General features: G+C 71.9%; 27 protein-coding genes and 1 pseudogene. 16 read left to right on the forward strand and 12 right to left on the reverse strand.

The features are described from left to right. Positions 1-33: 33 nt before the first annotated feature. Positions 34-1797 carry an LCP family protein gene (locus tag AB0P41_RS14825; RefSeq protein ID WP_365932249.1) on the reverse strand — a complete coding sequence of 588 codons (1764 nt, stop codon included), beginning with the start codon at positions 1795-1797 and terminating at the stop codon, positions 34-36. Between the two features lie 448 nt (positions 1798-2245). Here AB0P41_RS14825 and AB0P41_RS14830 point away from each other — a divergent pair, with 448 nt between their 5' ends. The 8 genes from AB0P41_RS14830 (at position 2246) to AB0P41_RS14865 (ending at position 9608) form a co-directional block, all read left to right on the forward strand. Beyond that, the gene (locus AB0P41_RS14830; RefSeq protein ID WP_356707837.1) at positions 2246-3748 is read left to right on the forward strand and encodes an ATP-binding protein; all 1503 of its coding nucleotides are present in this window, start codon (positions 2246-2248) and stop codon (positions 3746-3748) included. Further along, positions 3745-4191: a roadblock/LC7 domain-containing protein gene (locus AB0P41_RS14835; RefSeq protein WP_365932252.1), complete on the forward strand. Its 447-nt coding sequence runs from the start codon at positions 3745-3747 to the stop codon at positions 4189-4191. Before AB0P41_RS14830 ends, AB0P41_RS14835 begins: the two co-directional genes overlap by 4 nt. Then, the gene (locus tag AB0P41_RS14840) at positions 4188-4559 is read left to right on the forward strand and encodes a DUF742 domain-containing protein (RefSeq protein WP_053930593.1); all 372 of its coding nucleotides are present in this window, start codon (positions 4188-4190) and stop codon (positions 4557-4559) included. Before AB0P41_RS14835 ends, AB0P41_RS14840 begins: the two co-directional genes overlap by 4 nt. Then, positions 4540-5196, forward strand: coding sequence for an ATP/GTP-binding protein (locus AB0P41_RS14845; RefSeq protein WP_356707839.1), 657 nt, complete (start codon positions 4540-4542; stop codon positions 5194-5196). Before AB0P41_RS14840 ends, AB0P41_RS14845 begins: the two co-directional genes overlap by 20 nt. After that, on the forward strand, positions 5193-6428 hold the full coding sequence (locus AB0P41_RS14850) for a cytochrome P450 (RefSeq protein ID WP_356707840.1): 1236 nt from the start codon (positions 5193-5195) through the stop codon (positions 6426-6428). The genes AB0P41_RS14845 and AB0P41_RS14850 overlap by 4 nt, the downstream gene beginning before the upstream one ends. Further along, the gene (locus AB0P41_RS14855; protein WP_365932255.1) at positions 6425-7633 is read left to right on the forward strand and encodes a cytochrome P450; all 1209 of its coding nucleotides are present in this window, start codon (positions 6425-6427) and stop codon (positions 7631-7633) included. Before AB0P41_RS14850 ends, AB0P41_RS14855 begins: the two co-directional genes overlap by 4 nt. A gap of 95 nt (positions 7634-7728) precedes the next feature. Beyond that, positions 7729-8847: a phosphoserine transaminase gene (gene serC, locus AB0P41_RS14860; protein WP_365932257.1), complete on the forward strand. Its 1119-nt coding sequence runs from the start codon at positions 7729-7731 to the stop codon at positions 8845-8847. A 149-nt stretch (positions 8848-8996) separates the two neighbouring features. Beyond that, positions 8997-9608 (forward strand): Uma2 family endonuclease, encoded by a 612-nt coding sequence (locus tag AB0P41_RS14865; RefSeq protein ID WP_365932259.1) that lies wholly within the window; start codon positions 8997-8999, stop codon positions 9606-9608. Here AB0P41_RS14865 and AB0P41_RS14870 read toward each other — a convergent pair. Both AB0P41_RS14870 and AB0P41_RS14875 read right to left on the reverse strand, forming a co-directional pair. Next, complete coding sequence (locus tag AB0P41_RS14870; RefSeq protein WP_365932261.1) at positions 9568-11325, reverse strand: GAF domain-containing SpoIIE family protein phosphatase; 1758 nt, start codon at positions 11323-11325, stop codon at positions 9568-9570. The two genes, AB0P41_RS14865 and AB0P41_RS14870, sit on opposite strands and share 41 nt — an antisense overlap. Before the next feature lie 90 nt (positions 11326-11415). Next, positions 11416-11970: a GNAT family N-acetyltransferase gene (locus AB0P41_RS14875; protein WP_365932262.1), complete on the reverse strand. Its 555-nt coding sequence runs from the start codon at positions 11968-11970 to the stop codon at positions 11416-11418. A 26-nt stretch (positions 11971-11996) separates the two neighbouring features. Here AB0P41_RS14875 and AB0P41_RS14880 point away from each other — a divergent pair. Both AB0P41_RS14880 and AB0P41_RS14885 read left to right on the forward strand, forming a co-directional pair. Next, positions 11997-12164, forward strand: a pseudogene (locus AB0P41_RS14880) (TetR/AcrR family transcriptional regulator C-terminal domain-containing protein); the annotation flags it as partial. 76 nt (positions 12165-12240) lie between these two features. Continuing rightward, positions 12241-12642: a PPOX class F420-dependent oxidoreductase gene (locus tag AB0P41_RS14885; RefSeq protein WP_356707844.1), complete on the forward strand. Its 402-nt coding sequence runs from the start codon at positions 12241-12243 to the stop codon at positions 12640-12642. A gap of 38 nt (positions 12643-12680) precedes the next feature. On the opposite strand, the gene AB0P41_RS14890 is transcribed toward AB0P41_RS14885, so the two are convergent. Then, positions 12681-13667, reverse strand: coding sequence for a WD40 repeat domain-containing protein (locus AB0P41_RS14890; protein WP_365932264.1), 987 nt, complete (start codon positions 13665-13667; stop codon positions 12681-12683). On the opposite strand from AB0P41_RS14890, the gene AB0P41_RS14895 reads away from it, so the two are divergent. After that, positions 13666-14427 carry a GDSL-type esterase/lipase family protein gene (locus AB0P41_RS14895; protein ID WP_365932266.1) on the forward strand — a complete coding sequence of 254 codons (762 nt, stop codon included), beginning with the start codon at positions 13666-13668 and terminating at the stop codon, positions 14425-14427. The genes AB0P41_RS14890 and AB0P41_RS14895 overlap by 2 nt on opposite strands. 45 nt (positions 14428-14472) lie before the next feature. Continuing rightward, on the forward strand, positions 14473-15432 hold the full coding sequence (locus AB0P41_RS14900) for an endonuclease/exonuclease/phosphatase family protein (RefSeq protein WP_365932268.1): 960 nt from the start codon (positions 14473-14475) through the stop codon (positions 15430-15432). Between the two features lie 22 nt (positions 15433-15454). Here the strand turns inward: AB0P41_RS14900 and AB0P41_RS14905 are convergent, their stop codons facing one another. Then, complete coding sequence (locus AB0P41_RS14905; protein ID WP_365932270.1) at positions 15455-16096, reverse strand: TetR family transcriptional regulator; 642 nt, start codon at positions 16094-16096, stop codon at positions 15455-15457. Positions 16097-16410: 314 nt separating this feature from the next. Here AB0P41_RS14905 and AB0P41_RS14910 point away from each other — a divergent pair, with 314 nt between their 5' ends. Then, positions 16411-16782 carry a cupin domain-containing protein gene (locus tag AB0P41_RS14910; RefSeq protein WP_365932272.1) on the forward strand — a complete coding sequence of 124 codons (372 nt, stop codon included), beginning with the start codon at positions 16411-16413 and terminating at the stop codon, positions 16780-16782. 38 nt (positions 16783-16820) lie between these two features. Here the strand turns inward: AB0P41_RS14910 and AB0P41_RS14915 are convergent, their stop codons facing one another. Together AB0P41_RS14915 and AB0P41_RS14920 are read right to left on the reverse strand one after the other, a co-directional pair. Next, a complete protein-coding gene (locus AB0P41_RS14915; RefSeq protein ID WP_365932274.1) occupies positions 16821-17702 on the reverse strand; it encodes a DUF4429 domain-containing protein in 882 nt (293 codons plus the stop codon). A gap of 56 nt (positions 17703-17758) precedes the next feature. Continuing rightward, on the reverse strand, positions 17759-18391 hold the full coding sequence (locus tag AB0P41_RS14920; RefSeq protein ID WP_365932275.1) for a TetR/AcrR family transcriptional regulator: 633 nt from the start codon (positions 18389-18391) through the stop codon (positions 17759-17761). Between the two features lie 134 nt (positions 18392-18525). Between AB0P41_RS14920 and AB0P41_RS14925 the strand changes: the two genes are divergently transcribed. After that, the gene (locus AB0P41_RS14925) at positions 18526-19584 is read left to right on the forward strand and encodes a hypothetical protein (RefSeq protein WP_365932277.1); all 1059 of its coding nucleotides are present in this window, start codon (positions 18526-18528) and stop codon (positions 19582-19584) included. A 10-nt stretch (positions 19585-19594) separates the two neighbouring features. Here AB0P41_RS14925 and AB0P41_RS14930 read toward each other — a convergent pair whose 3' ends face one another. Beyond that, a complete protein-coding gene (locus tag AB0P41_RS14930; protein WP_365932279.1) occupies positions 19595-20623 on the reverse strand; it encodes an aldo/keto reductase in 1029 nt (342 codons plus the stop codon). A gap of 112 nt (positions 20624-20735) precedes the next feature. Here AB0P41_RS14930 and AB0P41_RS14935 point away from each other — a divergent pair, with 112 nt between their 5' ends. Next, positions 20736-21359, forward strand: a complete 624-nt coding sequence (locus tag AB0P41_RS14935; protein WP_365932281.1) for a helix-turn-helix domain-containing protein — start codon at positions 20736-20738, stop codon at positions 21357-21359. 92 nt (positions 21360-21451) lie between these two features. Here the strand turns inward: AB0P41_RS14935 and AB0P41_RS14940 are convergent, their stop codons facing one another. Beyond that, positions 21452-22738: a hypothetical protein gene (locus tag AB0P41_RS14940; protein ID WP_365932283.1), complete on the reverse strand. Its 1287-nt coding sequence runs from the start codon at positions 22736-22738 to the stop codon at positions 21452-21454. 60 nt (positions 22739-22798) lie between these two features. Beyond that, entirely contained in the window at positions 22799-23308 is a 510-nt protein-coding gene (locus AB0P41_RS14945) for a SigE family RNA polymerase sigma factor (RefSeq protein WP_365932285.1), read from the reverse strand. A gap of 171 nt (positions 23309-23479) precedes the next feature. Between AB0P41_RS14945 and AB0P41_RS14950 the strand changes: the two genes are divergently transcribed. After that, positions 23480-24325 (forward strand): aminoglycoside phosphotransferase, encoded by an 846-nt coding sequence (locus tag AB0P41_RS14950; RefSeq protein WP_365932286.1) that lies wholly within the window; start codon positions 23480-23482, stop codon positions 24323-24325. Positions 24326-24340: 15 nt separating this feature from the next. Here the strand turns inward: AB0P41_RS14950 and AB0P41_RS14955 are convergent, their stop codons facing one another. After that, positions 24341-25681 carry an ABC transporter permease gene (locus tag AB0P41_RS14955; protein ID WP_365932287.1) on the reverse strand — a complete coding sequence of 447 codons (1341 nt, stop codon included), beginning with the start codon at positions 25679-25681 and terminating at the stop codon, positions 24341-24343. A 3-nt stretch (positions 25682-25684) separates the two neighbouring features. Beyond that, positions 25685-26494: an ABC transporter ATP-binding protein gene (locus AB0P41_RS14960; protein WP_365932538.1), complete on the reverse strand. Its 810-nt coding sequence runs from the start codon at positions 26492-26494 to the stop codon at positions 25685-25687. Positions 26495-26645: the final 151 nt, after the last annotated feature.

Raw genomic sequence — 26645 nt, forward strand, 5'->3', positions numbered from 1 at the left:
CCGCCCCGCGGTGGCTCGCGGGGCCGGCCGGCGTCACTTGGCGCAGACCGCCTTGTCGGCCTCCACGCGCTGGACGCCGTCCGGCGTCTTGCCGGGGGCCGAGAGCGGGCTGCCCGCTTCCGTGAAGTCCGGGCCGAGGGTCAGGACCATCGGGTCCATCTCGCCCGCGTCCGTCGTCGTCGGCTTGAGGGCCGAGGCCGACAGGCCCATCATGGCGGCCAGACTGCGGGCCTGGTCGGCCTGGTTGGGGGCGTAGACGAGCTGGGTCTTCTTGACCTTCTCGGGCGCGTTCGCCTTGTTGGTGGACTTCAGCACGCCCTGCTCGTTCTGCAGCCAGTCCAGGGCGCCCTGTGCGGAGCCTGCGGGGGCGCCGCCGTTGTAGACGTCGACCCGCACGTCCGCCGGGTCGGCCTTCGCGCCCTTCAGCTTGGCGTCGTTCTTCGCCTTCGCCGCGGCCTTCTCCTGCTTCTCCACGGCGGTGAAGGAGACGTCCTCACGCATCATCGAGAAGACCTGCGGCGCCTTGGACTGGTCGAGGATGACGGTGGCCTTGTCGTCCGGGTTGTCCAGCACCGGGACCGTGGTGAAGGTGATGTTCTTCGGGTCGACCGACGCCAGCTCCATGCCCAGCTTGCGGAGCTGGTTTATGTCGGCGATCTTGTCGTCCACGGTGAGCGCCTTGGTGGCGGCCTCGGCGAGCGACCACATCTTGGTGGGGCTGGTCAGGGTGTCGTTGGACTTCAGCTTGCGCATCAGTGAGCCCAGGAACTGCTGCTGGATCTCGATGCGGCTCAGGTCGCTGCCGAATCCGACGGAGTGCCGGGTGCGCAGGAAGGCCAGGGCCTGCTCGCCCTGGAGGGTGTGCTCGCCCTGGGACAGCTTGAGGTGGGAGTCCTTGTCGTCGATGTCCTTGGCGAGGCAGACGTCCACACCTCCGACGGCCGTCGTCAGGGACTTGACCGCGTTGAAGTCGGCCACCATGAAGTGGTCGACCTCCAGACCGGTGAGCTCGGTGACCGTCCGCATGGTGCAGCTGGGGGTGCGGTCGGACTGCCCGAGGCTGGCGTTGAAGCGACCGCCGGACGTCGGGGGGATGTCCTTCTGCTCCCCGTTCTCCAGGGTGGTCGGGCAGTTGGGGATGTCGGTTATCAGGTCACGGGGGATGCTCAGCGCGGTCGCGTTCGTACGGTCCTTGGAGACGTGGAAGAGGATGTTGGTGTCGGCGTGGCCGACGCTCCCCGCGTCCCCGTAGCCCTCGTTGCCCTCGCCGGTCCGCTTGTCGGTCCCGATCACCAGGACGTTGATCGCCCGGTCCTTGCTGAAGCCGCCGGTGCCGGCCCCGTCGGTGGAGACGGCGGTGATGTTGGCGTTGAAGTGCTGGTACACGAGGTAGCCCGCCGTACCGGTGCCCACCAGCAGGAAGGCGAGCACACCGCCGGACCACACCAGCGCCTTCTTCTTGCGGGACTTCTTCGGCTTCGCCTTGCGGCGCCCGGTGGCAGGCGCTGCCGCCCGGCTCCCCGGCTTCCGCTTGTCGTCGCGGTCCCCGCGCCCGCCGCCGGAACCCCGGCGGCCCCCGCGCTGGCCGGGCACGGTGGCCCGGTCGCCGGGCGGTGCCGTCTCCGGGCTCGGCCTGCGGCGCGGTCCGGGCGTTCTGGCGTCCGGCGTGCCGGCCGACGCGGATGATCGCCCTGGGGAGGGAGTCAGTCGCAGTTCGTAATCACCGGTGTCCGGGTTGAGTACCCACTGGTCTGCGGGGTCGATTCCCTCGTCCCGCCCACGGCCTTGCGCGTCCACGGTTGCCTGCGTCCTCCGTCGGGGCCACGCGGCGCCTCCCCCTTCAAGGCGCGCGGTGTGTCTTACGGCAGTGCCGACCTGGGAGGTCGGACGCACCGGAGCGCTCACACTAGCTGGCCACCGGCCCGAGGGCGACGATCGTGACAAATCAAGCACCGCACAGGGGACATAGCTCCTGATTCACCACAACTCGACCATCCAGCTCCCCGTGCAACACGGGGAACGCCCATCAGCCGGGGCGGAAGAGGTCACTTCAAGCCAGATTTCACACAGAAGTGGCCACAAGGAATCCCCAAACAAGTCGCCAATTCTCCTATAGTTGCCGTGACTTGATCAGGAACAATCAGCTCCAGTTGTGGTTCTTTCACCATCACCACACCGATGTGTCCTGAATGTCCCTCCGTCGCACCTGCCCCTCCCGCCGCACCGTCCGCCCCGAGGACTCCGATTGCGCCCTTCACTCCGGCCGACCGCACTCGCCCTGCTGATCTCGGCAGCCGTAACCGGTGCTCTGTGCCTGTGGGCTGTCTCCGCCGCTCCCGCCTCGGTACGGACACCGCTCGCCTGGGGGGCGGGCGCCGCCGCCGCGCTGCTGTGCGTCGCGGTGGCCGTGACGGTCCACACGCTCGCCGCCGCCCGCCATCTGCGGGCCCTGCGGGCCGCCGACTCCGATCGCTTCACCGCCGAGACCTCCCGCCTCGTCTCGACCTCCGCCGCCGAGGCGCAGCGCTTCACCGCCGAGACCGCCCGGATCCGGGCGGCGGCCTCGACCGAGGCGGCCCGGGTCACCGCCGAGGCGGACGAGCGTGTCGCACGGGTCACCGCCGAAGCGGCCGAGCAGCACGAGCGGCTCACCGCAGAGACCGCGCGGCTCACCGCCCGCGCCCGGCGCAGCGAGACCGAGCGCTCCGCCGCGGTCGCCGCGTGTGCCAACGCCGCCGGCCGGATGCAGGCCCTGGCCACCAGCATGCTCGCCGACCTGCGTGAGATGGAGCACCGGCACACCGCCGAGGACGTGCTCGGCGACCTGCTGCACCTGGACCACCGCACCGCCCAGGCGGGCCGTCTCGCCGACTCCATCGCCGTGCTGACCGGGGCGCGTTCCGGTCGCCGCTGGGCCAAGCCGATCGTGATGGAGTCGATCCTGCGCGGCGCGATGGGCCGTATCGGCGGCTACCAGCGCATCCGCCTCCACTCGACCAGCGATGTGGCGATCGCCGGCCACGCCGCCGAGGGCGTGATGCACGCCCTGGCCGAGCTCCTTGACAACGCTGCCAACTTCTCGCCGCCCACCGCCGAGGTGCATGTGTACGTCGAGGAGGTTCCGGCGGGCATCGTCGTCACCGTCGAGGACAGCGGCCTGGTGATGAGCGGTGTGCAGCTGCGCCGCGCCGAACGGGCCGTGTCCGCCGACAACCAGGACCTCACGGGCCTCTCCGGCACCCGGCTCGGCCTCGCCGTCGTCGGCCGGCTGGCCAGGAAGCACGGCCTCACCGTCTCCTTCCGGCCGTCGGCGCGCGGCGGCACGGGCGCGCTGATGATGCTGCCGCAGGAGCTCATCTCCCGTACGCCCGTGTCCGCCCCGCTCCCCGGGTCCGCCCGGCACCCCGAACCGGAGCCCGACCACGCGACGCCGGACGCGGAGAACCAGGGCCGGGCCACGGCGGACTCCTCCGGGCCCGCGTCCCGCACGGCGGCAGTGCCCGGGAAACCCGAGTCGGCGTCCGAGTCCACCGGTTCCGTCCCCCAGTTCGGAGAGAGCGGCCTGCCCAAGCGCCGCCGCGGCCGCACCCTGGCCGCCGCCGAAGCCCGTACCGGCGATGCCGCCCCCGGCGGAGCCGAAACCCCCAGGCCCCGTACCACCGACCCGAAGGTGCAGGCTGCCCGTTTCAGCACCTTCAGCAAGGCCGTACGAGCCAACTCCCCGCACCCGGAAGGCAACACCCGATGAGCGCGACCACCGACGAGAAGCTGAACTGGCTGCTGGAGGGGCTGCTCGACCGCACGCCCGGCGCCCGGCACGCCCTCGTCCTGTCCCGGGACGGCCTGAAGCTGTGCCGCACCCCCGAACTCTCCGTCGACCAGGCCGACCAGCTGGCGGCGATCTCCGCCGGCATCCAGAGCCTGTCGCACGGCGCGTCCATGGAGTTCGGCGACGGCACCGGCGGCGTACGGTCCGCGATGACCGAGTTCTACGGCGGTGTGCTGTTCATCGTCGAGGCGGGCGCGGGCGCCCACCTTGCGGTCGTGGCCGCCGAGGACTCCGACGTCGGCCTCGTCGGCCACAACATGAGCGAACTCGTCGAGCAGCTCGGCGAATACCTCGTCGCCCCGCCGCGCGACCCCGCCACCGGTGACGCGGTGGCCCCCGCCACGGAAAAAGCGGACGTATGACATCGGTCCCTCGCCCCCGCCCCGGACGCGACGACGACCCTGACCGGCTGTACACCCTGACGGGTGGCCGCAGCCGGTCCGACTCGGCCGCGTTCGACCTGGTGACGCTCGTCGTCGCCGAGTGCGAACCGTCCCCCGGGATGCAGTCGGAGCACGTCGCGATCCTGCGGATGTGCCACAGCCCCACCGCGGTCGTCGAGATCTCGGCCACCCTGAACCTGCCCGTCAGCATCGTCCGCATCATGCTGTGCGACCTGCTCGACACCGGCCGGATCAGCGCCCGCCACCCCCGTACTGCACGTGTCGAGGACCGGCTCCCCGACACCGACACCCTGGAACAGGTGCTCGTTGGACTCCGCAACCTCTGACCGTGCCGCCCTGCAGGCGACGGCCGACAACGGACTGAAGATCGTCGTCGTCGGCGGCTTCGGGGTCGGCAAGACCACCATGGTCCGATCCGTGAGCGAGATCCGTCCGCTCAACACGGAGGAGACCATGACCCGCGCGGGCGAGGCCGTCGACGACCTCGACGGTGTGCACTCCAAGACGTCCACCACGGTCGCCTTCGACTTCGGCCGCATCACGCTCGACGCGCGGTCGGTCCTCTACCTCTTCGGCGCCCCCGGCCAGGAACGCTTCTGGTTCCTGTGGGACCGCCTCTTCTCCGGCACCCTGGGCGCCGTCGTCCTCGTCGACACCCGGCGGCTCGCCGACTCCTGGTACGCGATCGACCGGCTCGAGCACCACGGCACGCCGTTCATCGTCGCGTGCAACGACTTCGGCGGCCCGCTCCACACCGAGCAGCAGATCCGTGAGGCACTCGACCTCTCCCCCGACGTCCCGCTCGTCGAGTGCGACGCCCGGGACCGCTCCTCCAGCAAGTACGTCCTGATCACGCTGGTCGAGCACCTCCACGCGCTCTCCCTCGCCCACGCGAAGGGCGCCGAAGCGGCCCTCGCGGGCGGGACGGGCGCCGCGGCGATGACCCCGGAGCGGACCCCGTGACCAAGTGCCCCGTGTCCCACGGCTCCGTGCCCCTGTCCGGGCCACGGTTCCAGACCGACCCCGTGCGGCTGTACCGGGACATGCGCCGCGACCACGGCGCCGTGGCCCCCGTCGCACTCGACGGCGACATACCGGCCTGGCTGATCCTCGGCTACCGCGAGCTGCACCAGGTCACCAACGACCCGGTGCTCTTCAGCCGGGACTCGGACCTGTGGAACCAGTGGGAGAACATCCCGGACGGCTGGCCGCTGCTCCCGATGATCGGCCGCAAGCAGCCGTCGATCCTCTACACGGTGGGTGAGCGGCACACCGTCCGGGCGTCGATGATCAGCAACGCCCTGGAGTCCGTGGACCCGTTCGCGCTCAAGGGCTACGCGGAGGAGTTCGCCGACGACCTCGTCGACGGCTTCTGCTCCACCGGCCGCACCGACATCATCGCCGAGTACGCGATGCTGCTCCCGGCCCGCGTCCTCGCGAAGATCTACGGCTTCAGCGACGAGGTCGGAGGACCCCTCGTCGGCGCGCTCAACGACATGATCGACGGCCGTGAGCGGGCCCTGGCCGGACAGCAGCACCTCGGTGCGGCCATGCACCAGCTCCTCGTCGACAAGCACGCCGGCCCCGGCGACGACGTCGCGAGCCGGATGCTCCAGGACCCGGGTGGCTTCACGGACGAGGAGGTCGCCCAGGACCTCATGGTGATGATGGCGGCGGGCCACCAGCCGACCGCCGACTGGATCGGCAACTCGCTGCGGCTGATGCTCACCGACGACCGCTTCGCCGCCTCGCTCTCCGGCGGCCGGCACAGCGTCGCCGAGGCCATGAACGAGGTGCTCTGGGAGGACACCCCCACCCAGAACGTCGCGGGCCGCTGGGCGTCCCGCGACACCCACCTCGGCGGACGCCACATCCGCGCCGGTGACCTGCTGCTCCTCGGCATCGCCGCCGCCAACGGCGACCCGCAGGTACGCACCGACGGCTCCGCCCTGACCGGCGGCAACAACGCGTTCCTCTCCTTCGGCCACGGCGAGCACCGCTGCCCGTTCCCCGCCCAGGAGACCGCGGAGGTCATCGCCCGTACGGGGATCGAGGTGCTCCTGGACCGGCTCCCGGACGTGGACCTCGCCGTCCCCGAGGACCAGCTGACCCGGCGCCCGTCCCCGTGGCTGCGGGGGCTTACGGAGCTGCCGGTGCACTTCACGCCCACCCCCGCACTTGGAGGCCAGAAATGACCCGGATCGCCCTCGATCCCCTCGTCGCCGACCTCGACACGGAGAGCGCAGCCCTGCGCGCCGCCGGGCCGCTGGCCGAGGTGGAGCTCCCCGGCGGGGTGCACTGCTACGCGGTGACGCACCACGCCGAGGCGCGCCGGCTGCTCACCGACAGCCGGGTCGTCAAGGACATCGACGTCTGGAACGCCTGGCGGCGCGGCGAGATCCCCATGGACTGGCCGCTGATCGGCCTCGCCAACCCGGGCCGCTCGATGCTGACGGTCGACGGGACCGAGCACCGCAGACTGCGGAGCCTCGTCGCCCAGGCGCTGACGGTGAAGCGGGTGGAGGAGCTGCGGGCCGGCATCGAGGAGCTGACGAACGCCTCCCTGGACCGGCTCGCCGCGCTGCCCAAGGGCGAGACCGTCGACCTGAAGGCGGAGTTCGCGTACCCGCTGCCGATGAACGTCATCAGCCGGCTGATGGGCGTGGACGCGGCCGACCACCCCCGGCTCAAGGAGCTGTTCGAGAAGTTCTTCTCGACGCAGACCCCGCCCGAGGAGGTCCCGCAGATGATGGCGGACCTCGGCGCCCTCTTCACGAAGATCGTCGACGACAAGCGGGCGAACCCGGGCGACGACCTGACCAGTGCCCTGATCGCGGCCTCCGAGGAGGGCGACCACCTCTCCGACGAGGAGATCGTCAACACGCTGCAGCTGATCATCGCGGCCGGTCACGAGACGACGATCAGCCTGGTCGTCAACGTGGTGGAGGCGCTCCAGACCCACCCCGAGCAGCGCAAGCGCGTGCTGAGCGGCGAGGTGCCCTGGGAGAACGTCATCGAGGAGACGCTGCGCTGGAACACCCCGACCTCGCACGTCCTGATCCGCTTCGCGACCGAGGACATCGAGGTCGGTGACAAGGTCCTGCCGAAGGGGGAGGCCCTCATCGTCTCGTTCGGCGCACTGGGCCGCGACGAGAAGCAGTACGGGCCGACCGCAGGTGAGTTCGACATCACCCGCTCGCCCAACCGCCACATCGCCTTCGGCCACGGCCCGCACGTCTGCCCCGGTGCCGCGCTGTCCCGGCTGGAGGCGGGGGTCGCGCTGCCCGCGCTGTACGAGCGCTTCCCCGACCTGGACCTCGCGGTTCCGGCCTCCGAACTGCGGAACAAGCCGATCGTGACGCAGAACGACCTGTACGAGCTCCCGGTCGACCTCGGCTGATCCGGCCCCGCACCTGCCGCCCACGATCCGGAGCGTGCGTCTCATCGGACGGACACGGTCCTCGACCGCTTCCGGGAGGGACTACGCTCCGGATCGTGGCTGACATCCAGATTCCCGCAGACCTCAAGCCCGCCGACGGACGTTTCGGCGCCGGGCCCTCCAAGGTGCGGACGGAGGCGGTCGACGCGCTGGCCGCGACCGGCACCTCCCTTCTCGGTACGTCTCACCGCCAGGCCCCGGTCAAGAACCTGGTCGGCGAGGTGCGTGACGGCGTACGCAGCCTCTTCTCCCTCCCCGAGGGGTACGAGGTGATCCTGGGCAACGGCGGCTCCACCGCCTTCTGGGACGTCGCGACGCACGGTCTGATCGAGTCGAAGTCCCAGCACCTGAACTTCGGTGAGTTCTCCTCGAAGTTCGCGAAGGCCGCCAAGCTCGCCCCGTGGCTGTCCGACCCGACCGTCATCGCCTCGGACCCGGGCACCCACCCGGACCCGGCGGCCGAGGCGGGCGTCGACGTCTACGCCTTCACCCACAACGAGACCTCCACCGGTGTCGCGGCGCCCGTCAAGCGGGTCGCGGGCGCCGACGAGGGCTCGCTCGTCCTGGTGGACGCCACCTCCGGCGCGGGCGGCCTGCCGGTCGACATCACCGAGACGGACGTCTACTACTTCGCCCCGCAGAAGTCCTTCGCCTCCGACGGTGGCCTGTGGATCGGCGTGTTCTCCCCGGCCGCCCTGGACCGCGCCGCGCGCGTCCACGCCTCGGGCCGGCACGTACCGGAGTTCTTCTCGCTGCCCACGGCGATCGACAACTCCCTGAAGAACCAGACGTACAACACCCCGGCGCTGGCCACCCTCTTCCTGCTGAACGAGCAGCTGAAGTGGATGAACACCCAGGGCGGGCTGGACTTCACGACCGGCCGCACGGCAGCGTCCTCACAGCACCTGTACGGCTGGGCCGAGGAGTCCAAGTACGCCACCCCGTTCGTCACCGACCCGGCGAAGCGCTCGCAGGTCATCGGCACGATCGACTTCGAGGACGGCATCGACGCGGCGGCCGTCGCCAAGGTGCTCCGCGCCAACGGCATCGTCGACACGGAGCCGTACCGCAAGCTGGGCCGCAACCAGCTGCGCGTGGCGATGTTCCCGGCGATCGACCCGGCGGACGTCCAGGCGCTCACCGCCTGCATCGACTACGTGATCGACAAGCTCTGACGGTCACCCGTCCTGGACGGCCCCGCACACATGGGTGTGCGGGGCCGTTTCCGCTTCACTGAGCCGGGTGACGAACCGGGCTCACGACGGATACCGGGCCCCCGCCCTACGATGACGCTCTCGACACCAGACGTTCCAGGAGGCCCGCAATGTCTGCAGCAGCAGTCGAGCGCGAGCGCCCCCCGGATTCGTTGCTCAGAAGTGCCGACCGGCTCTCGGACCAACTCCGCCCGGGATACCGCGTCGAGATCATCGGCGGCGTCATCACCGTGGCTCCGCCCACGGATGGGCCGCACGCAAGCGTGCTGACCACGCTCATGATCCCGTTCCTGGCAGCAGGGCTCGACGACGGCGAGTGCGCGGTCCTCCAGTCGATCGGTCTGTGGCTGCCCGGCGGCCCCGAGGACTACGCCATCCCTGACCTCGCGATCGTCGACGCCGATATCGACGAGCACTTGATCGAGAACAACTGCTACGACCCCGCCTGCTTCCGCCTCGTCCTGGAGGTCACCTCCGGGAACTACCAGGCCGACCTGCGGAACAAGGTCGTGGCGTACGCCGGCGCGAAGATCCCCGTCTACGTGATCGTTGACCGCGAGCACAGCCGGGTCCACGTCCTGACCGAACCGCTGGCCGCTGGGTACGACCGGCACGAGGTCTACGCCCCGGGCCAGGAGGCCCCGCTCCCCGCCACCATCGGCGCCGAGGTCGTCCTCGACGTCACCGAGCTGGTGCGGGCGGGCCGTTCCCGTCGCCCGTGACACGGACGACGAGCACCGCCACGTCGTCCCGCTGCGGAGCGTCCGCCAGGCCGTGGGAGAGCGCCTCCAGGAGCTGCGGCAGCGGCTCGTCACCGTGTGCCGACAGGGTGGACGCCGTCCGGCCGATGCTCGCGTCGATGTCGGTGTCCCGGCGCTCGACGAGCCCGTCGGTGTACAGCAGGAGCACGCTGCCCAGAGGAAGCCTGAGCTCGTGGTCGTGGCGGACGAGGCCGTCGGCTGCCCCGAGGAGGAGCAGGTCGTGCTCGTCCAGGACCGAGACCCGGCCGTCGGGCGTGCGCAGCAGTGGCGGTGGATGCCCGGCGTTGGACCAGGTCAGGCACCACCGGTCGCCGTCCGGGTCGAGGCGGGCGTGCACCGCCGTGGCGCCGGGGCCCAGCGGCAGCACGTCGAAGGCGCTGTCGATCGCGTCCAGCGCGGCGGCCGGTGAGTGCGCGGGATGGCCGAGGGTGGCCTGGCGGAGCATGCTGCGGACCTGGCCCATCACAGCTGCGGCCTGCACGTCGTGGCCGATGATGTCGCCGATGGACAGCATCAGAGCGCGCCGCGGGGCGGCAGGGAGCCGCGGCAGCAGGTAGGCGTCGTACCAGTCGCCGCCCACCATGTCCTGGTCGGTGGCCGGCATGTACAGGGCGGACATGTCGAGGCCCGGCACGGTGGGAAGGTCGGTCAGCATCGCCGCCTGCAGCTGTTCGGCGGTGCTGAGCCGGGTCTCGACGAACAGGGTGCGGTCCACCGCCTGGCTGACGTAGCCGGCGACCGCGGTGAGGACCGCCTCCTCCGTCACCCCCAGGACGTGGCGGCCGGGCCAGCACCACATCAGCACGCCACGGGAGCGCGGCAGCGGCACGCACAGCGCGGAGCGGAGCCCCAGCGCGTCGTACCCGGCGACGGCCTCGGGACTGAAGCCGGCCACGAGTGCGTCGTGGCCGGGGACGAAGACGGTGCGCTGTTCGCGCATGGCCTGCGTACTGGGGAAGCCGGCGTCCAGGTCCAGGCGGTCGATGGCGGTCTCCACCGGCTTCACGTCGTCCGGATCGATCACGCGCCACAACCCCTGGCCGTCCGCGAGCAGCAGGCCCACGAAGGACGGATCGGAAGGCCCGTCGAACATGCGGCGCAGGCGGCGGGTGAGGTCCGTGAGGTCGTGGGAGTGGCCCAGCTCGACGGAGGCGCGCAGCAGCAGGCCGGCGTGGTCACGGTCCTGCCGGATCCGCTCGGTGGCGATCCGCAGGCGCAGTTCCACCGAGCAGGCGGCTGTGAGGTCCCCGAGGTCCTGCAGTTCGTCCTCGGTCCACTTCCGGGGCACGTGGTCGATGGCGCAGAGCGATCCCATGACATGCCCGTCGGCGTCCGTGAGTGGCATCCCGGCGTACGCGATCACCTGGAGGTCGGGGATGGCCAGGCTGGCGCAGGTCCGGGAGTGCACCCGTGTGTCCTCCAGGATCAGCGGACGGCCGTCGAGGACGACGTGCTGGCAGAACGAGTGGCTCAGGGGGGTCTCGCGCCGCCCCGCCCAGGGCTCGTGGAGACCGACCATGCCGGGGAAGACCTGCCGGTCGGTCTCCAGCAGCGAGACCAGCGAGACCGGGACGCGGAGGAACCGGGAGACCAGCCTCGCGAACCGGTCCATGCCGGGATCGGCCGCCGCCGTCAGTCCCGCGAGCCGCAGGGCCTCCAGTCTCCCCAGTTCGCCCATCCCAGGGCCTCCGTCGATTGCTCGGCAGTCGCGGCGGTTTCCACGCACCGCGCTCTACGACGGTATAAGACAATTCCGGGCATGTCGTGATCAGGGATGGTGTCCGGAGTCCGCCGCCCGGCCAGGAGCGGCGCCCCGGGGCGCGTCCCGCAGCCACCGCACCTCGCCGTCCTCCCGCTCGCCCGTCGGCAGCAGCCCGGCTGCGGCGGCCACGGCCGCGGACGCGGCGTGGTCCGGGTGGATATGGGCGACGACGGTCCGGACGGAGCCCTGGTCCAGCAGATGCCGGACCAGTCCCGCCGCCCCCTCCTTCGCGTACCCCCTGCCCTGCCACCGGACCCCGACCACCCAGGCGACCTCCGCCCGCGCCCCGCGCACGGTGGCCTGGACGTAACCGGCCAGGCATCCGTCGGCGCGCACCCGGAGCACCCAGTTCCACCAGCGTTCGGCGGGGTCGGGCGAGCCGGCGCTCTGGCGCTCGTAGCGGGCGCGCAGGGTGTCGGCGTCCTCCGGAGCGCCTCCCGTATAGGTGTGCAGCGCGGGGTCGAAGAGGACCGCGGCCATCTCCTCCGCATGCGCGACGTCGAGCGGGAGCGCGTCGAGACGGGAGGTGGAGAAGGGCTCGGGAGCCGCGTCGGCCTGCATGGGGCGGAGCCTACGCGGCGTCCCGCCGAAGGGCCCACCCCTGGCTCCTCAAGATCAACCAGGCGCGCACGGTCCTCGGCCCGAGCGCCCTGCGCGGCCTCGAACTGGCCCTCACCGGCCTCCGGGGCATGGGGCTCACCGACCCCGAGCTGATCAGCGCGATCATCACGGTCAACAGCTTCGTCGAGGGCCTGGAGACCCTGGTCCGGCAGCGCGGGGAGCAGTGACCGAACAGCCCGGATCACCCCGCTTTCGTGCACCATGGGATGTATGGAGACGATCCGTGAGCTGGAGCCGTTCGTGAAGCAGTACACCGTCCTGCTCAGCAGCCGCAGGCCGGACGGATCGGCGGCCAAGACCCCCGTCAGCATCGCCGTCGAGGGGGACCACGCCTACATCCGTACGTTCTCCTCGGCCTGGAAGGTCGACCGGATGCGTAACCATCCGGTGGTGGAGATCGCCCCGTGCACCGTGCGGGGGGCGCCGACAGGGCCGCCGGTGAAGGCCTGGGCGCGGCTCCTGCCGCAGAACTCGAAGGAGAACACCCACGCCGCCCGGACGCTCTCCCGGAAGTACCCGGCGCTCCAGGGCGTGGCCGTCCCGCTCACCCACCGGCTGAAGCGCGACCGCACGCTCCACTACGAGCTGCGGCCCATCACCGACGACACCTGAACGGAACGGGCGAGGCGCGGGCCCCGGACGCTCGCGCCCTACCGCCGGCGGCGCTTGGCCGCGAGCAGGGCCAGCACGATGACGACGACGGCCACGGCGCCGCCCGTCGCGGTGCCCTTCTTCGAGACGCCGTCCTCGCCCCCGTCGTCGGAGGACGTCCCGCCGCCTCCGCCGTTCGGGGAGGCCTTGTCGCCGCCCCCGCCCTCCACCCCGACGCGGATCACCTCGCTCTGCTTGCCCTCGGAGCCGAACATCATCGCCGAGCCGTCCGCCGTGTACGTCACCGACTCGGACTGTCCCTGGAGCGGCACGCTCACGGCGTGGTCGGCGCCGAGCCGGCCGTTCTCGAAGGCGTAGCGCCGGGCGCTGAAGTAGGAGCGCAGCACCAGTTCCTTGCCGTCCGGCGAGAACGCCCCGTCCGTCACCCACGGCACCTCGCCGACGCGCCGGAAGACGTTGTCCCCGCCGGTGGTCAGCTTCTCGGGGCCCTCGTAGAGCCCTCCGCCGCCCTCCCTCTTCGAGGCGATGTAGACCCGCCCGGTCGTGGGATGGACCATCATCGCCTCGGCGTTGCGCGCCCCGTCCGCGTACGTCACGTCGAACTGCGTCGCCTGCACGGTGGCGTCCGCGAGCCGCTCCGGCTCCGGGAAGCGGTAGATCCAGACGTGGTCCCAGGAGCCGTCGAGGTTGTCGCCGATGTCACCGACGTACAGATTCCCGTCGGGTCCGACGGAGATCGCCTCCACGTCGCGTGGCTCCCCCACGCCCTTCATGGTGATCGTCGCCACGGTCTTCCCGGTCCGGGAGTCGACGGCGTAGACGTACGGTCCGTCATCGCTGTCGTTGTGCGTCCAGTAGATCCCCGGGTGGATGCGGCTGGCGGCGAGGCCGCTGGACTCGGTGATGCGGGAGTCCTCGATCGTGAAGGTGCGGTCCGCCCCGTCCCCGTCGTCCGCGACGGCGGGCACCGTCCCCGTCAGGAACAGGAGGGTGGCGGCGGCGGAGGCGGTCAGCAGCGATCTCATGGCACAAGTGTCCACTGTCACGTCGCAGGCCGGAGCGGTGATCGGCCATGATGTCGCCATGCGTTTTCTCTTCGTCGGCGACTCCATGACCATCGGGCGTTCCGGCGACTTCACCTGGCGCTACCGCATGTGGCAGCACCTCCGAGCAACCCTCGGCGACGGCGGGTACACGATCACCGGCCCGCGTACGGAGCTGTACGACCCCGGGGCGGACGCCCCGCTGTCCCACGCCTACGCCGACCCGGACTTCCCCGCGCCCGCCCGCCGGCACCTGGCCGGCTGGGGCGAGGGCTGGCTCCACATGGCCCCGGCCATCGCCGACACGGTCACGGCGGCCCGTGCCGACGTCCTGCTGGTCTCGCTCGGCCTGATAGACCTCGGCTTCTACACGGACAGCACGCGGACCGCCGCGAACGCGCGGGAGTTCATCGCCGCGGCCCGCACCGCCAACCCGAGGATCAGGCTGGTCCTGCTCCCCGTCATCCCGAACATCCGGGCGGAGTCCGACGCCCCCTTCGCCGCCGAGTGCGACCGCTTCAACACGCTGCTCGCGAAGGCGGTCGCCGACCTGGACACGGCGTCGTCACCGCTCCTGCTGGCCTCGCACCCCGCGGGTTACGACATCCACACGGACACCTACGACGGCACCCACCCCGGCCCCACCGGTGAGCACAAACTCGCGGGGGCATTCGCCGACGCGATGCACCAGGCCTGGGGCGTGGGCGGCCCGTACGCGGGAGCGCTGGCCGCTGCGGCCTGATCCCCCTGACCCTCACGGATCCTGACCCTCACGGAGCATGAACGCGTGACGAAGAAGAAGCGGGACGGGCGGGCGCCCGGCTGGAGCCGGCGTCGGGGCCGCGTGACCGCCCTGCTCTGCCTGCTGACAGCCGTCCTGCTGGTCTTCCCCGGCCTGGTGCCCAACACCCCGGGCCGCATAGGGAGCCTGACGGAGACCTTCCTCCCCTGGCTCGGCCTGGCCGTCCCCGTCCTGCTGGTCCCGGCGCTCCTGCGCCGCTCGCTCCTGGCGTCGGCGGCGCTGCTGCTGCCCGCGGCCGCCTGGGCCGCGCTCTTCGGGGGTCTGCTGTTCTCCGGGGGCCAGGCACCCGACGGCACGTTCACCGTGGTCCAGCACAACGTCAGCGACGTGAACCCCGACCCGGCCGCCACCGCGCGGGCGTTGGCCGGGACGGGCGCCGACCTCGTCGCCCTGGAGGAGCTGACGGCCCCGGCCCTGCCCGCGTTCGAGGCGGCCCTGGCCGCTGACTACCCCCACCGCGCGACGAAGGGCACGGTCGGGCTCTGGTCGAAGCATCCCCTCACCGGCGTACGGCTGGTGGACATCAGGCCGAAGGACGTCGGTGCGGGCTGGGACCGGGGGCTGCGCGCGACCGCCCGTACACCGCGGGGCGAGGTCGCCGTGTACGTCGCCCACCTGCCCTCCGTAAGGATCGGCGCGACCGGGCTCACCTCCGGGCGGCGGGACGAGAGCGCCGCTCTCCTGGGTGAGGCCATCGCCGCCGAGCCCTTGGACCGGGTGGTCCTCCTCGGCGACCTCAACAGCACGCTGGACGACCGGGGTCTGGAGCCGGTCACCTCGCTGATGGGCACACCGGGTCCGGGTTTCGCGTTCAGCTGGCCCGCGAAGCTCCCGGTCGCCCGGATCGACCAGGTCCTCACCCGGTCCGCGACGGTCACCCGCGTCCGGTCGCTGCCCGCCACGGGCAGCGACCACCTGCCCATAGCGGCGGACATCCGGCTCTGAGCGGTGCCGGGGTGCTCCGGGTTCAGCTCGCCATCTCGATCCCGAGCATCGCGAGCCCCAGCTTGGTCAGCTCCTCCGACACCTCGTCGGGCCGTGCCCTGCGCGGGCGCCGGGCGTGGTGCGCCATGAGCTCGTGGACCGTGCCCACCATCACCATCACCACCACCCGGTGGTCCCGCTCCTCCACCTCACCGCGCACAGCGGCACGTTCGGCCTCACCGGTGAGGAAGTCGGTCCACAGGTCACGCCACCGCTTGCAGTGCACGTCCACGGCCGGACTCACGCCCAGCACCTCGACGAACGTCACCCGCGCCTCACGCAGGTCCCGGGTCACCGCCGACACGTACGCGTCGAAGAGCCTCCGGAAGCGCTGCTCCAAGGGACAGTCGTCCATCCCCTCGGAGAGCAGGGCCACTTCGGACGCCCGCAGTCCGGCCGTCGTGATCTGGTTGTGCAGGGCCATCAACAGGCCCTCCCGGGAGCCGAACTCCTCCCGCAGCACCTCCTCCGGCACCCCGGCCGTCGCGCACAGGGCGTAGTCCGACGTCTGCGCGTAGCCGTACACCCCGAACAGCTCCAGGCCGGCGTCGAGGAGCTGCCCACGGGCCCGCGTACGCACACCGTCGACCGCGCCGGTCACTTGGTCCACCGGGACATCCACCACGGGTCCTCCTTGGTCTGCCGCACATCCGGTGCCCACGACCGCCGTCGAGCGGTCGCGCGGGCCGGAGAGGGCGCGGGCGCCACGGGATGGCGCGTGCGCCATTGTCCCGGTACGACCCGCCCTACGCGTCCCGCGCCGCGCCGCCACGCCCACAGTCCCCCAGGACCGGTGAGCGCTCGCACGGATGTGCAACGAGGAGTGCGCCAGGTCACCTGGTCAGGAACGTACAGGACAACGGGAGTTCGGAGGCTGCAAGCTGGGCGCAACGACCGTGGCAACCGCCCAGGGCCGACAGTCTCGCGGAAGGACTCCTCATGCCCACGCCCCCCGTCCCCGTCGTCCTCGCCGACAAGCTCGCACGGTTCAGCGAGCTGTGGTCACCGAAGATCGTGGCGGGCGTCAACGACTACGAGGTGAAACTCGCCAAGGTGAAGGGCGAGTTCGTCTGGCACACCCACGAGGACACCGACGAGCTGTTCCTGGTCGTCACCGGCCGGCTGACCATCCAGCTCCGGGACGGAGACGTCACGCTCGGCCCGGGCGAGCTCTTCGTCGTCCCCCGCGGCGTGGAACACTGCCCGGTGGCCGAGGAGGAGACCGCCATCCTGCTGCTCGAACCGGCCGGGACGGTCAACACCGGTGACGCGGGAGGCCCGATGACCAAGCAGGCCGAGATACTCGGCTGACCCGTCGCCGCGAGGCCCCGCCTCCTCCGCCCGCGCCGTCAGAGCCGCTTCAGCACGGCCTGTTTCGCGGCGGCGAACTCGTCGTCGGTGAGGATGCCCGCCTGGTGCAGCTCGCCGAGCTCGCGGAGCCGCCGCAGCAGGACGTCGTGGTCGTCTGCGGACGGGGCGGGCACGGGCGCCGGGGAGGGCACGGGCTCCAGGGAGGCTTCGAGCGGGAGGGCGGGCCCGGGGGGCGCCGGCATCCGTACGAGCACGGCGGCGGCGACCAGGACCGCGGTGTACTCCCGCTTGGACAGCCCCCACAGATCCAGGGAGTACGGGTCGAACTTGGCGGGCGAGGCCGAGACGGAACCCCGGTCGAAGCGCAGGGAGCCGTTCTCGAGACCGATGGCGGGCATCCAGCGCACCCCCGTCACCTCCGCCAGCGGAAGGGTGACCGCGCCACCCGCGGTCTTCGACTCCTCGGCCTTCCAGTTCCAGGTGAGGCGGACCGTCTCCCCGTCGAAGGACGCCGTGCCGTCCCCGCCGCCACCCGACACCGGCACCGACGGCCCCGGCAGCAGGAAGCGGTCCACCGGCCCGTCGGGCACCTGCTCGATGATCAGGGCGTTGCGTATCTCGTCGACGAGGTACTCCGCCACGCCCGTGCGGTCCTTCTCCACCACCAGCTGATACGGGTCGGAGGCGTCCTTCAGCCGGCCGTCCGCGGCCCGCAGGACCGGGCAGGCGCCGGTGCGCAGCCGCAGCCGCAGCCGGCCGCCCTTGCGGTCCGGCTCGAAGGAGACCCCCGCGACCGCGTGCAGCGGGACGGCCAGCTCGCCGAGTTCCTGCCGCACCGGGTGCACCTTGCCGCCCGGGACGATGCGCACCGTGTCCCCGTCGAAACTCCACGTGCCGTCGCGCGAGATGATGTCCGCCATACGCCGGATTCTGCCAGGCGCACCCGCGTACGTGACCGGTACAGCTCACTTCCGGGTCAGCCGGTGCCCCGGCCCGCGCTCCGGCCGTGGACCAGCGGCAGGAAGACCTCGTCGACGATCTCGACGAGGACGGCGTCCGGCACGGCCGGGACCCCCCGCACCAGGTACTCGTTGCGCAGCAGCGCCACGGGGGCGGACGCGACCCGGGGGTGCAGCGCCCGGTGCGTGGCCTCGCCGCGGGACACCGCCCGGCCGAGCACCGCCGTCCACGCGGCCTCGTAGGCGCCGCCGCCCGTCTCGGGGCCGCTCAGCTCGGCGAGCAGCCCCGGCGTCCCGCCGGCCGCCGCGATCAGCCCGCGCAGGATCTCCCCGTACGGCGACGACCAGGTGCTGTTCGCGCGCCGCAGCAGCTCCAGGGCGTCGTCCCGCAGCGATCCGGTGTCCGGCACGGTGGTCTCCGCCCCGGCGAGCCTGCGGTACGCGGCGACGCCGAGCGCGACACGGTCGGGCCAACGGCGGTAGAGCGCGTTCTTGTTCGTGCCGGCCCGCCGGGCCACCTCGTCCATCGTCAGCCCGGCGACACCGGACTCCGCCAGCACCTCGGCCGCCGCCCGGAGGATCGCGTCCTCCAGCACCGCCCCGCGCCGCCGCGCCCCGGCCCGCCTCGGCCCGTCACCGGCCTCCGGCACTGCTCGTCCCCTCTCGTCCCGTACGCCGATGTCTACGGCACGGAGCGCGGCCCCACCAAATCCGTCGGACCGCACCCGAAGCCCATAGGGTACGTTGAGTACCCTAATTTCCTCCGCGCAGAGAGGGCCCGGCCGTGCGCACCTTCGGCATCACCTTCGACACCGGCTTCACCAGCGCCGGAACCACCACCCGCGAGCCCTTCGACCCGGCCGTCGTCCGCCGCGAGATGGAGATCATCCGCGACGAGCTGCGTTGCGACGCCGTCCGCGTCACCGGCGGCGACCGCGACCGCCTGGAGACGGCCGCCCGGCTGGCGGCGGAGGCCGGACTCGCCGTCTGGTACTGCCCGTTCACCAACGCCATCGGCCAGGACGAACTCCTCGACTTCCTCACCGACAGCGCCGCCCGCGCGGAGAAGCTGCGGCGCGACGGCGCCGAAGTGGTCTTCCTCACCGGGTCGGAGATCTCCCTCTTCACCGACGGCTTCCTCCCCGGCGCCACCACGGCCGACCGGGTCGCCGTCCTCTCCGACCCCCGACGGCTGCGGGCCGCTCTCCCCGCGTTGTCCGCCCGGATCAACGCCTTCCTCGGCGCCGCGGTCACCGCCGTGCGGGCGGAGTTCGGCGGCCGCGTCGGGTACGCCTCGCTCCCCTTCGAGGGCGTCGACTGGACGCCCTTCGACCTGGTGGCCACCGACGCCGGCTACCGCGACGCGGGGAACGCGGGCCGACTGGCCGACGGACTGCGGGCACTGACCTCGCACGGCAGGCCCGCGGCGGTCACGGAGTTCGGCTGCGCACCCATCCGGGGCGGCGCCGCCCTCGCGAGCCGGGCCGACGAGGTCATCGAGTGGGACGACAGGGCACGCCCCGCGCGCTTCACCCGCCCGGTGGTCCGTGACGAGCAGGAACAGGCCGCTTACGTACGCGTACTCCTCGGCGTCTTCGAGGACTCCGGCATCGAGGCGGCCTTCGTCTACACGTTCGCCCGCTACGACCTGCCCGACGCGACGACGACGCCGGGACCCGCGGCCCACGACCGTGACTTCGACAAGGCGTCGTTCGGCGTGGTCAGGGTCCTCGCCGACGGCCGCACGGGCACCGCGTTCCCGGGCCTCCCCTGGGAGCCGAAGGCGGCCTTCCACGCACTCGCGGCGTACGGCCGCAGCCGGACGGGAGCCGCCCCCGCCTGAGTTCCCCCGGTCAGGCGGCGGAGCGCTCGCCGGACAGCCGGCGGCGCAGACGGGCCTGCTGGACGGCCGGAGGGTCGTAATCCATGTCGAGCCTCCCGATGTCGGTGCCGGGGGGCACGATGGCGTCGATCCGGTCGAGGGTCTCGTCGTCCAGCGTGACCTCCGCGCCCGCGAGCAGGTCGTCGAGGTGGTCCATGGTGCGCGGGCCGATGATCGCGGAGGTGACCGCGGGGTGGGCGATCGCGAAGGCGGTCGCCATGTGCGTCAGCGACATCTTGGCGTCCTGGGCGACGGGGATCAGCTGCTCGACCACGTCGAGCCGGCGCTCGTCGCTGAGGTGCTTGTGGCCGAAGCCGGCCCGGTGCGTGTCCGCCGCCGCACCCTTCCGGTAGCGCCCGGTGAGCAGGCCGCCCGCGAGGGGACTCCAGACCAGGGCGCCCATGCCGTAACGCTCACAGGCGGGCAGCACCTCGCGCTCGATGCCCCGGTTCAGGATCGAGTACGGCGGCTGCTCGGTGCGGAACCGCTCCAGGCCCCTCCGCTCGGACACCCACTGCGCCTCGACGATGTCCGAGGCGGGGAAGGTGGAGCCGCCGATGTTCCGCACCTTCCCGGCGCGCACGAGGTCGGTGAGCGCGGAGAGCGTCTCCTCCACGTCGGTGTCCGGATCGGGCCGGTGGACCTGGAACAGGTCGACGTGGTCGGTGCCCAGGCGGCGCAGCGAGTCCTCCAGCGCGCGGACCAGCCAACGCCGGGAGCTCCCCCGCCGGTTGGGGTCGTCCCCCATCGGCAGATGGGCCTTGGTCGCCAGCACGACGTCGTCCCGGCGGCCCTTGAGCGCCTTCCCGACGATCACCTCGGACTCGCCGTGCGAGTAGAAGTCGGCGGTGTCGACGAAGTTGACGCCGGCGTCGAGGGCCCTGTGGATGATCCTGACGGACTCACCGTGATCGGGATTTCCCATGGCGCCGAACATCATCGCGCCCAGGCAGTACGGACTGACCTTGATCCCGGTCCGGCCCAGCGTGCGGTAGTGCATGAGGAACTCCTCGTCCCTTGGCCCACGCGGGGCGTGGGCATTAGGCTGCGTAAACGGAACAACGTTCAGCAACGACAATACGGAACACTGTTCCGTATAGCAAGGGAGCATCGTGCGCGAGGACACGACCCGGGACGCCGAAGCCGCCGCCGGCGCCGGAGAGCCCCCGCCCAAGCGGGTGCGCGCCGACGTACGGCGCAACACGGACGCCCTGCTCACGGCAGCCGCGGAGGTCTTCCTCACCTCGGGAGTGGACGCGCCCGTACGCCAGATCACCGCGAAGGCGGGCGTCGGGGCAGGCACCCTCTACCGCCACTTCCCGCAGCGCTCCGACCTCATCGCCGCGGTATTCCGCCACGAGGTCGACGCCTGCGCCGACGCAGCGCCCGCCCTCGCCGCGGAGTACGCACCGGCGGAGGCGCTCACCAGGTGGCTCCAGCGCTTCGCGCTCTTCTTCGCCACGAAGCGCGGGCTCAGCGCCGCCCTGCACTCGGGGGACTCGGCGTACGACAGCCTGCCGTCCTACTTCGAGCAGCGCTTCATGCCCGTACTGACCACGCTCATCGACGCGGCGGCGGAGGCCGGCGAGATCCGCTCCGACGTGGACCCCGAGGACCTGCTGATCGCCACACGCAACCTCACCGTCCCCGCCACCGAGGACGACACCGACCACACGCGCCGAATGATCACCCTCCTCGTGAACGGCCTCCGCTACGCCGCCCAACAACCCACCTGAGCCGGTCGTTGGGAGGATCGGGACACCTGAACCGGGACAAGAAGGTCACCCTGTCGTCCCGTTCTTCCCAACGACGGTTCTCCCCTCGGGGGTCAGGGTCGCCATGTCTTGTTTGTGGCGATCTTTTTCAGTTCGGGGAGGGTCAGGGCGGGTGTTTCGCGGGTGGAGGGCTCGTTCTGGTTCGCCGCGTTGAAGGCGGAGATCACCACCCGGAAGCCGTCGGGGCGGAGCGTGTCGACCGTCCACATCTGCACGCCGTCACCGCCCTTCTCGCCCGGACCCTGGCTGGTGGTGACCTTCGTGCCGTCCGGCAGGACCTTCGCGTCGGGGCCGAAGAGTTCGCCCTCGACGTCGGACCTGCCCGGCTGGACGTTGATCTGCACGAAGCTCTCGCCCTTTCCGTCGTCGACCACGACGTACGCGTACTCCGTCTCCTGTCCGCCGGACGCCTTCACCGCAAGGCGGCCGGGGAGCTGCTTGATCAGCTTGTCCAGGATCACGTCGCCGTTCTGACCCTGCGGGGCCGGCTGTTCCAGCGGCGGCTGTGCGGGCTCCGGCAGGGACGCGATGATCGGGTGCCACTCCTCGGCCCGGACGAGCGCCTTCAGTCGGGCCGACGACAGCGGCGGGGCGGGGCGGCTGACCGGGGCGTCCTTCTCGGCGGGCGCGTTCCACTCGGTCACCGAGATCCGGTAGCCCTCGGGCGTCAGCAGGTCCGCGTACCAACGCTTGGTCTCCACGCGCCGGTCCGGGTACTCCCAGCCCTTGAACAGCACGAGGCGCGAGCCGTCCTCCAGCGTCGTGGCGGAGCATGACTCGAACGCGTTCAGGTTCTTGTCCGGGCAGGAGAGCTCGCCCTCGGGCAGCTTCCGGTCGGGGTGCTGCCGGTCCAGGCTCACCGATACGGCGGCCTTCCCGTGGCCGTCGTCGTACACGACGGAGGCGTACGGTGCGTGCACGTCCTTCCGGTCGCCCTCACCGGTGGTGCCTCGGCCCGTCTGCTTGCTGAACTTCCCGGGCGGCAGCAGTTCTTCGAGTGTCCTGATCACCTGCTGCCCGGTGTAGGGGTCCGACGGCTCCTCGGTCCTGCCGGCCTTGTCCGTCGCCTGTGCGCCCACCGCCGCCCCGTTGCCTCCGTCCTGCGAGACGCCGATGTCCCCGGTGACGTACGTCCCGCCGACCCCGATCACCGCCAGCGCCGCCACGCTCCCGGTCACCACGGCGCCGCGCCGCAGCACCGCCCGGCGCCGGCCGCGCGCCACACCCCCGTCGACGAGGGGCCGCCCCGCGACGGAGAAGCCCTCCCCCGCCTGCTTCATCGCCGCTCCGAGCCCGCCCTCGAAGGCGTCCCTGTCGTCCTGAGCACCGTTTTCACGCATGCCGTCCACCACCGTCCCCACACCTGTGGAAAGAGAAAGGAAAAGGATCACGAAAGGAATTCAGTGCGCTGCCAGCTCGCCGATGCTGCCGCCCAGGTGCTCCCGCAGCCGGGCGAGCGCACGGGTGCTGCGGGTGCGTACCGCCGCCGAGCTGACGTGCAGCGCGTCCGCGGTCTCCGTGACCGACCGGTCCTCCCAGTAGCGCAGCACGATCACCGCCCGGTCCTTGGGCGGCAGGCTGCGCAGCGCGTCGAGGAGCGTCATCCGCAAGGACGCGTCGTCCGCCGCCTCCCCCGCGCGCTCCGGCAGGTCGCCGATCGGCCGCTCGCCGGCCGACCGTCGCCGCCGGTGCCCGAGGTAGCACCGCACGAGCACGGTCTGCGCGTACGCCGCCGGGTTTCCCACCCGCGAGGTGCGCCCCCACACCGCGTACATCCGGCCGAGCGTCTCCTGCACGAGATCCTCGGCAAGATGCGTGTCCCCGCCGCTCAGCAGGCACGCCGAACGGAACAGATGGCCCGTACGGGCTTCCGCGAACTCACGGAAGGCGCCCTCCCTGGACTGCCTCATCCGCCACCCCCTCTCACGTACACCCCTTCAGATGCGGTGGCCGCCGGGAAATGTTTCACCCGCCCCGCCACGGACCGATGTTCGTACGGGCAGCGCCCCGTCGTCCGTCCGATGCCGCGGGCCGGCAGAAATGGAGGTGCGCCCGGCGGGACCGCGTCGCAGGATGGCGCCGTGACCGAGCCGATGAGCGACGCCGTTCCGCCCCGTTCCGTCCTCGATGCCTTCGGTGTGGAGGGGACTCCTGTTCCGCTGACCGGCGGGCAGGGGCGGAGTGTTCTCGTCGGCGGGTACGTGTTCAAGCCGGCCGAGGGCGCCGTGACCGAGGCCGAGTGGGGCGCTTCGCTCTTCGACGCGCTGGCGACGGGCCATGGCTTCCGCGTCCCCCGGCCGCTCCGGACCCCCGCCGGCCGGAGCGTCGTGGAGGGGTGGACGGCCGGTGAGTTCCTGACCGGGGAGACCGGTCCGCAAGGGCGCTGGGACGACGTCCTGCGTGCCGGCCGCGCCCTCCACGCCGCGCTGCGGCCGCATCCCCGGCCCGCCTTCCTCGAACGGCGGTCCCACCCCTGGGCCGTGGCCGACCGGGTCGCATGGGGTGAGGAGGACGTCGAGGTGACCGAGGACCTCGCGGCGTCGTTCTCGGCGCTGCTGGAGCTGCGGCGTCCGGTGAGGCAGGGTGCGGCTCAGCTCGTCCACGGCGATCTCGCCGGCAACGTCCTCCTCGCCGCGCACGAACTGCCGGCTGTGATCGACTTCTCGCCCTACTGGCGGCCCCCGCTGTTCGCCGAGGCCGTCGTGATCGTCGATGGTCTGCTGTGGTGGGACCTCCCGGACGAACTGCTGTCGGTGGGCGGCGATCACGCCGACTGGCGGCAGATGCTGATCCGCGCGCTACTCTTCCGGCTCGTCGCGGTCAGCGAGCTCGTGGGGCCCTCGGGCCGGGCCGGGCCGGGCGAGCCGGAGCGGTACGCGCGCGCGGCCCGCCTGGTGGCGGAGGAGGTGACGGGGCCTCGGACGTAGGGCCTCTCATGTGGATCACGCGGCCACGGTGACGGCCTCGATGGCAGGCGCGCGCAGGGTCCTGCGCGCGGTTCCGAGGCTCGTGCCGAGGGTGGCCACGGTGGCGACGGCCATGATGGTCAGCCAGGTGCCCGGACCCTGGTCCGGCAGGACCTGGTCGGTACGGACCATCGTGAAGGGGATGATCCCCGCGATTCCCGCGGCCGTGCCCAGGACCAGACCGGTCAGGGTGAGGAGCGCCGCCTCCCAGCCGACCGTGCCCAGGACCTGCCCGGGGGTCGCACCGGCGAGACGCTGCTGGCCGAATTCGCGGCCGCGGTAGGAGGTGGCGGCGTACAGGCTGTTGACGAGCATGATGCAGGAGAAGACGACGATGATGCCGACGACGACGAGGTTGAGGGTCTCCAGGTTCTTGTCGTCGACCGTCTTGTCCAGGCCGGACGCCGTGACCCGGTCGCTCTCCACGCCCTGGATGTAGAGGGTGGCGGTGGCCATGCCCGTGAAGACGATCATCGGCATGAGCACGCTGGACAGTTCCGCGCCGCGGCGGCGCAGGTTGCGGGCGCTCAGGTAACCGCCCGCGCCGCCCACCGCCGCGAGGGGGCCCCGCAGCAGTCCCAGGATCCTGCCCAGCATGGACGGGGCGAGGACGGCGAAGCCGACGGAGAGCAGGATGGCGCCGTAGGCGGGGAACGCCATCAGCATCTCCTCGGTGCTGTCGACGGCGTACGTGGTCAGGATCCCGCCGGTCCCGGCCACCAGTGCGGCGCAGCCGGCCAGGGTGCGGCCCCGGCGGCCGGACGGTCCGCGCGCACCGGCGGCGGCCTTGGTGGCGCGGCGTACGGCGAGGAACGCGGCGCCGACGGAGGCGAGGACCGCGATGCCGAAGCCCGAGCCGAGGGCCGTCGCGCCGAAGGCCGGGGCGACGTCCTCGGCGACCTGGCCGCTGTCCTTGAACAGGCCGACCAGGAGCCGGCCGCCGAGCACGGCGGGCCCGACGGCGAGGGCGGCGCCGACGAGCGCGACGACGGCGGACTCCCCGATGACCATGCGCGTGACCTGGGCGGGAGTCGCCCCGGTGCAGCGCAGCAGGTGGACCTCCTGGGCGCGCTGGCGGACGCTGACGGTGAGGGTGGAGGCGATGGCGAAGAAGACGAGGAGGGAGCCGTATCCGCCGACGACGCTCGCGGAGACGGTCATGGACTCCGAGCTGACCTCGTCGACCCCGGGGGCCGCCGCCGTGTCGTGCAGGGAGCTGAACGTCATGATGATCGCGGCTCCGAGGAACGCCGAGAGCAGCGTCGCCAGGAAGCGCCCGGGGCGCTTGCGGACCGAGCGCAGGGCAAGGAACAGCATGGCTCAGACCTCCATCAACGGGCCGTTGCCCGCGCGCCGTTCGGCCGCACGGTCCCCGAGGTGGGTCATGCGTTCGGCGACGGCCTCGGCGGTGGGGGCGGGGAGGTGTCCCGCCAGCCGCCCGTCCGCGAGGAAGAGGACCGAGTCGGCGTAGGAGGCGGCGACCGGGTCGTGGGTGACGAGCACGACGGTGCTGCCGTGCAGCCGGACGCTCTCCTTCAGCAGGCTCAGCACATCGCGGGCACTGCGCGTGTCCAGGGCGCCGGTCGGCTCGTCGGCGAAGATCACCGCGGGCCGGGTCACGAGGGCGCGCGCGATGGCGACCCGCTGGCGCTGCCCGCCGGAGAGCTCGTCGGGGAGGTGGCCCAGGCGGTCGCCCAGGCCGACCTGCGTGAGGACCGCGCGGATGCCCTCCCGGTCGGCCCTGCGGCCGGCGAGCCGGAGCGGCAGCGCGGTGTTCTCCTCGACCGTGAGGGTGGGGAGCAGGTTGTACTGCTGGAAGACGAAGCCGATCCGGTCCCGCCGGAACCTCGTGAGCGCGGCCTCGCCGCCACCGCTCATCTCCTCGCCGTCCACGACGACCTGTCCCCGGTCGGGGCGGTCCAGGCCGGCGGCGCACTGGAGCAGCGTGGACTTGCCGGAACCCGAGGGGCCCATGACCGCGGTGAAGCTTCCCCGCGGGAGGCTGAGGGTCACGCCGTCCAGGGCGGTCACGGCGGTGTCCCCGGTTCCGTACACCTTGCTCACGGAGACCAGCCGAAGCGCCTCGGCGGTCCTGCTCGTGGGCTGTCGTCTGCGATCGGACATGGCCATCACCCTCTGCTCGTCGGACGCGCTCTGCGCCACGTCCACGACGCTACGGAGCGGGGCGGAGGGGCACATTGGGCGTACGCCCCGAGTCCGGGGTGGCGTTGAGTACACCTGGCCCGGGGGGAAGCACCCGGCAGGACCCCACGAGCCCGGC

Source organism: Streptomyces sp. NPDC079167, from assembly GCF_040686735.1.
In the GTDB taxonomy this organism is placed as follows: domain Bacteria; phylum Actinomycetota; class Actinomycetes; order Streptomycetales; family Streptomycetaceae; genus Streptomyces.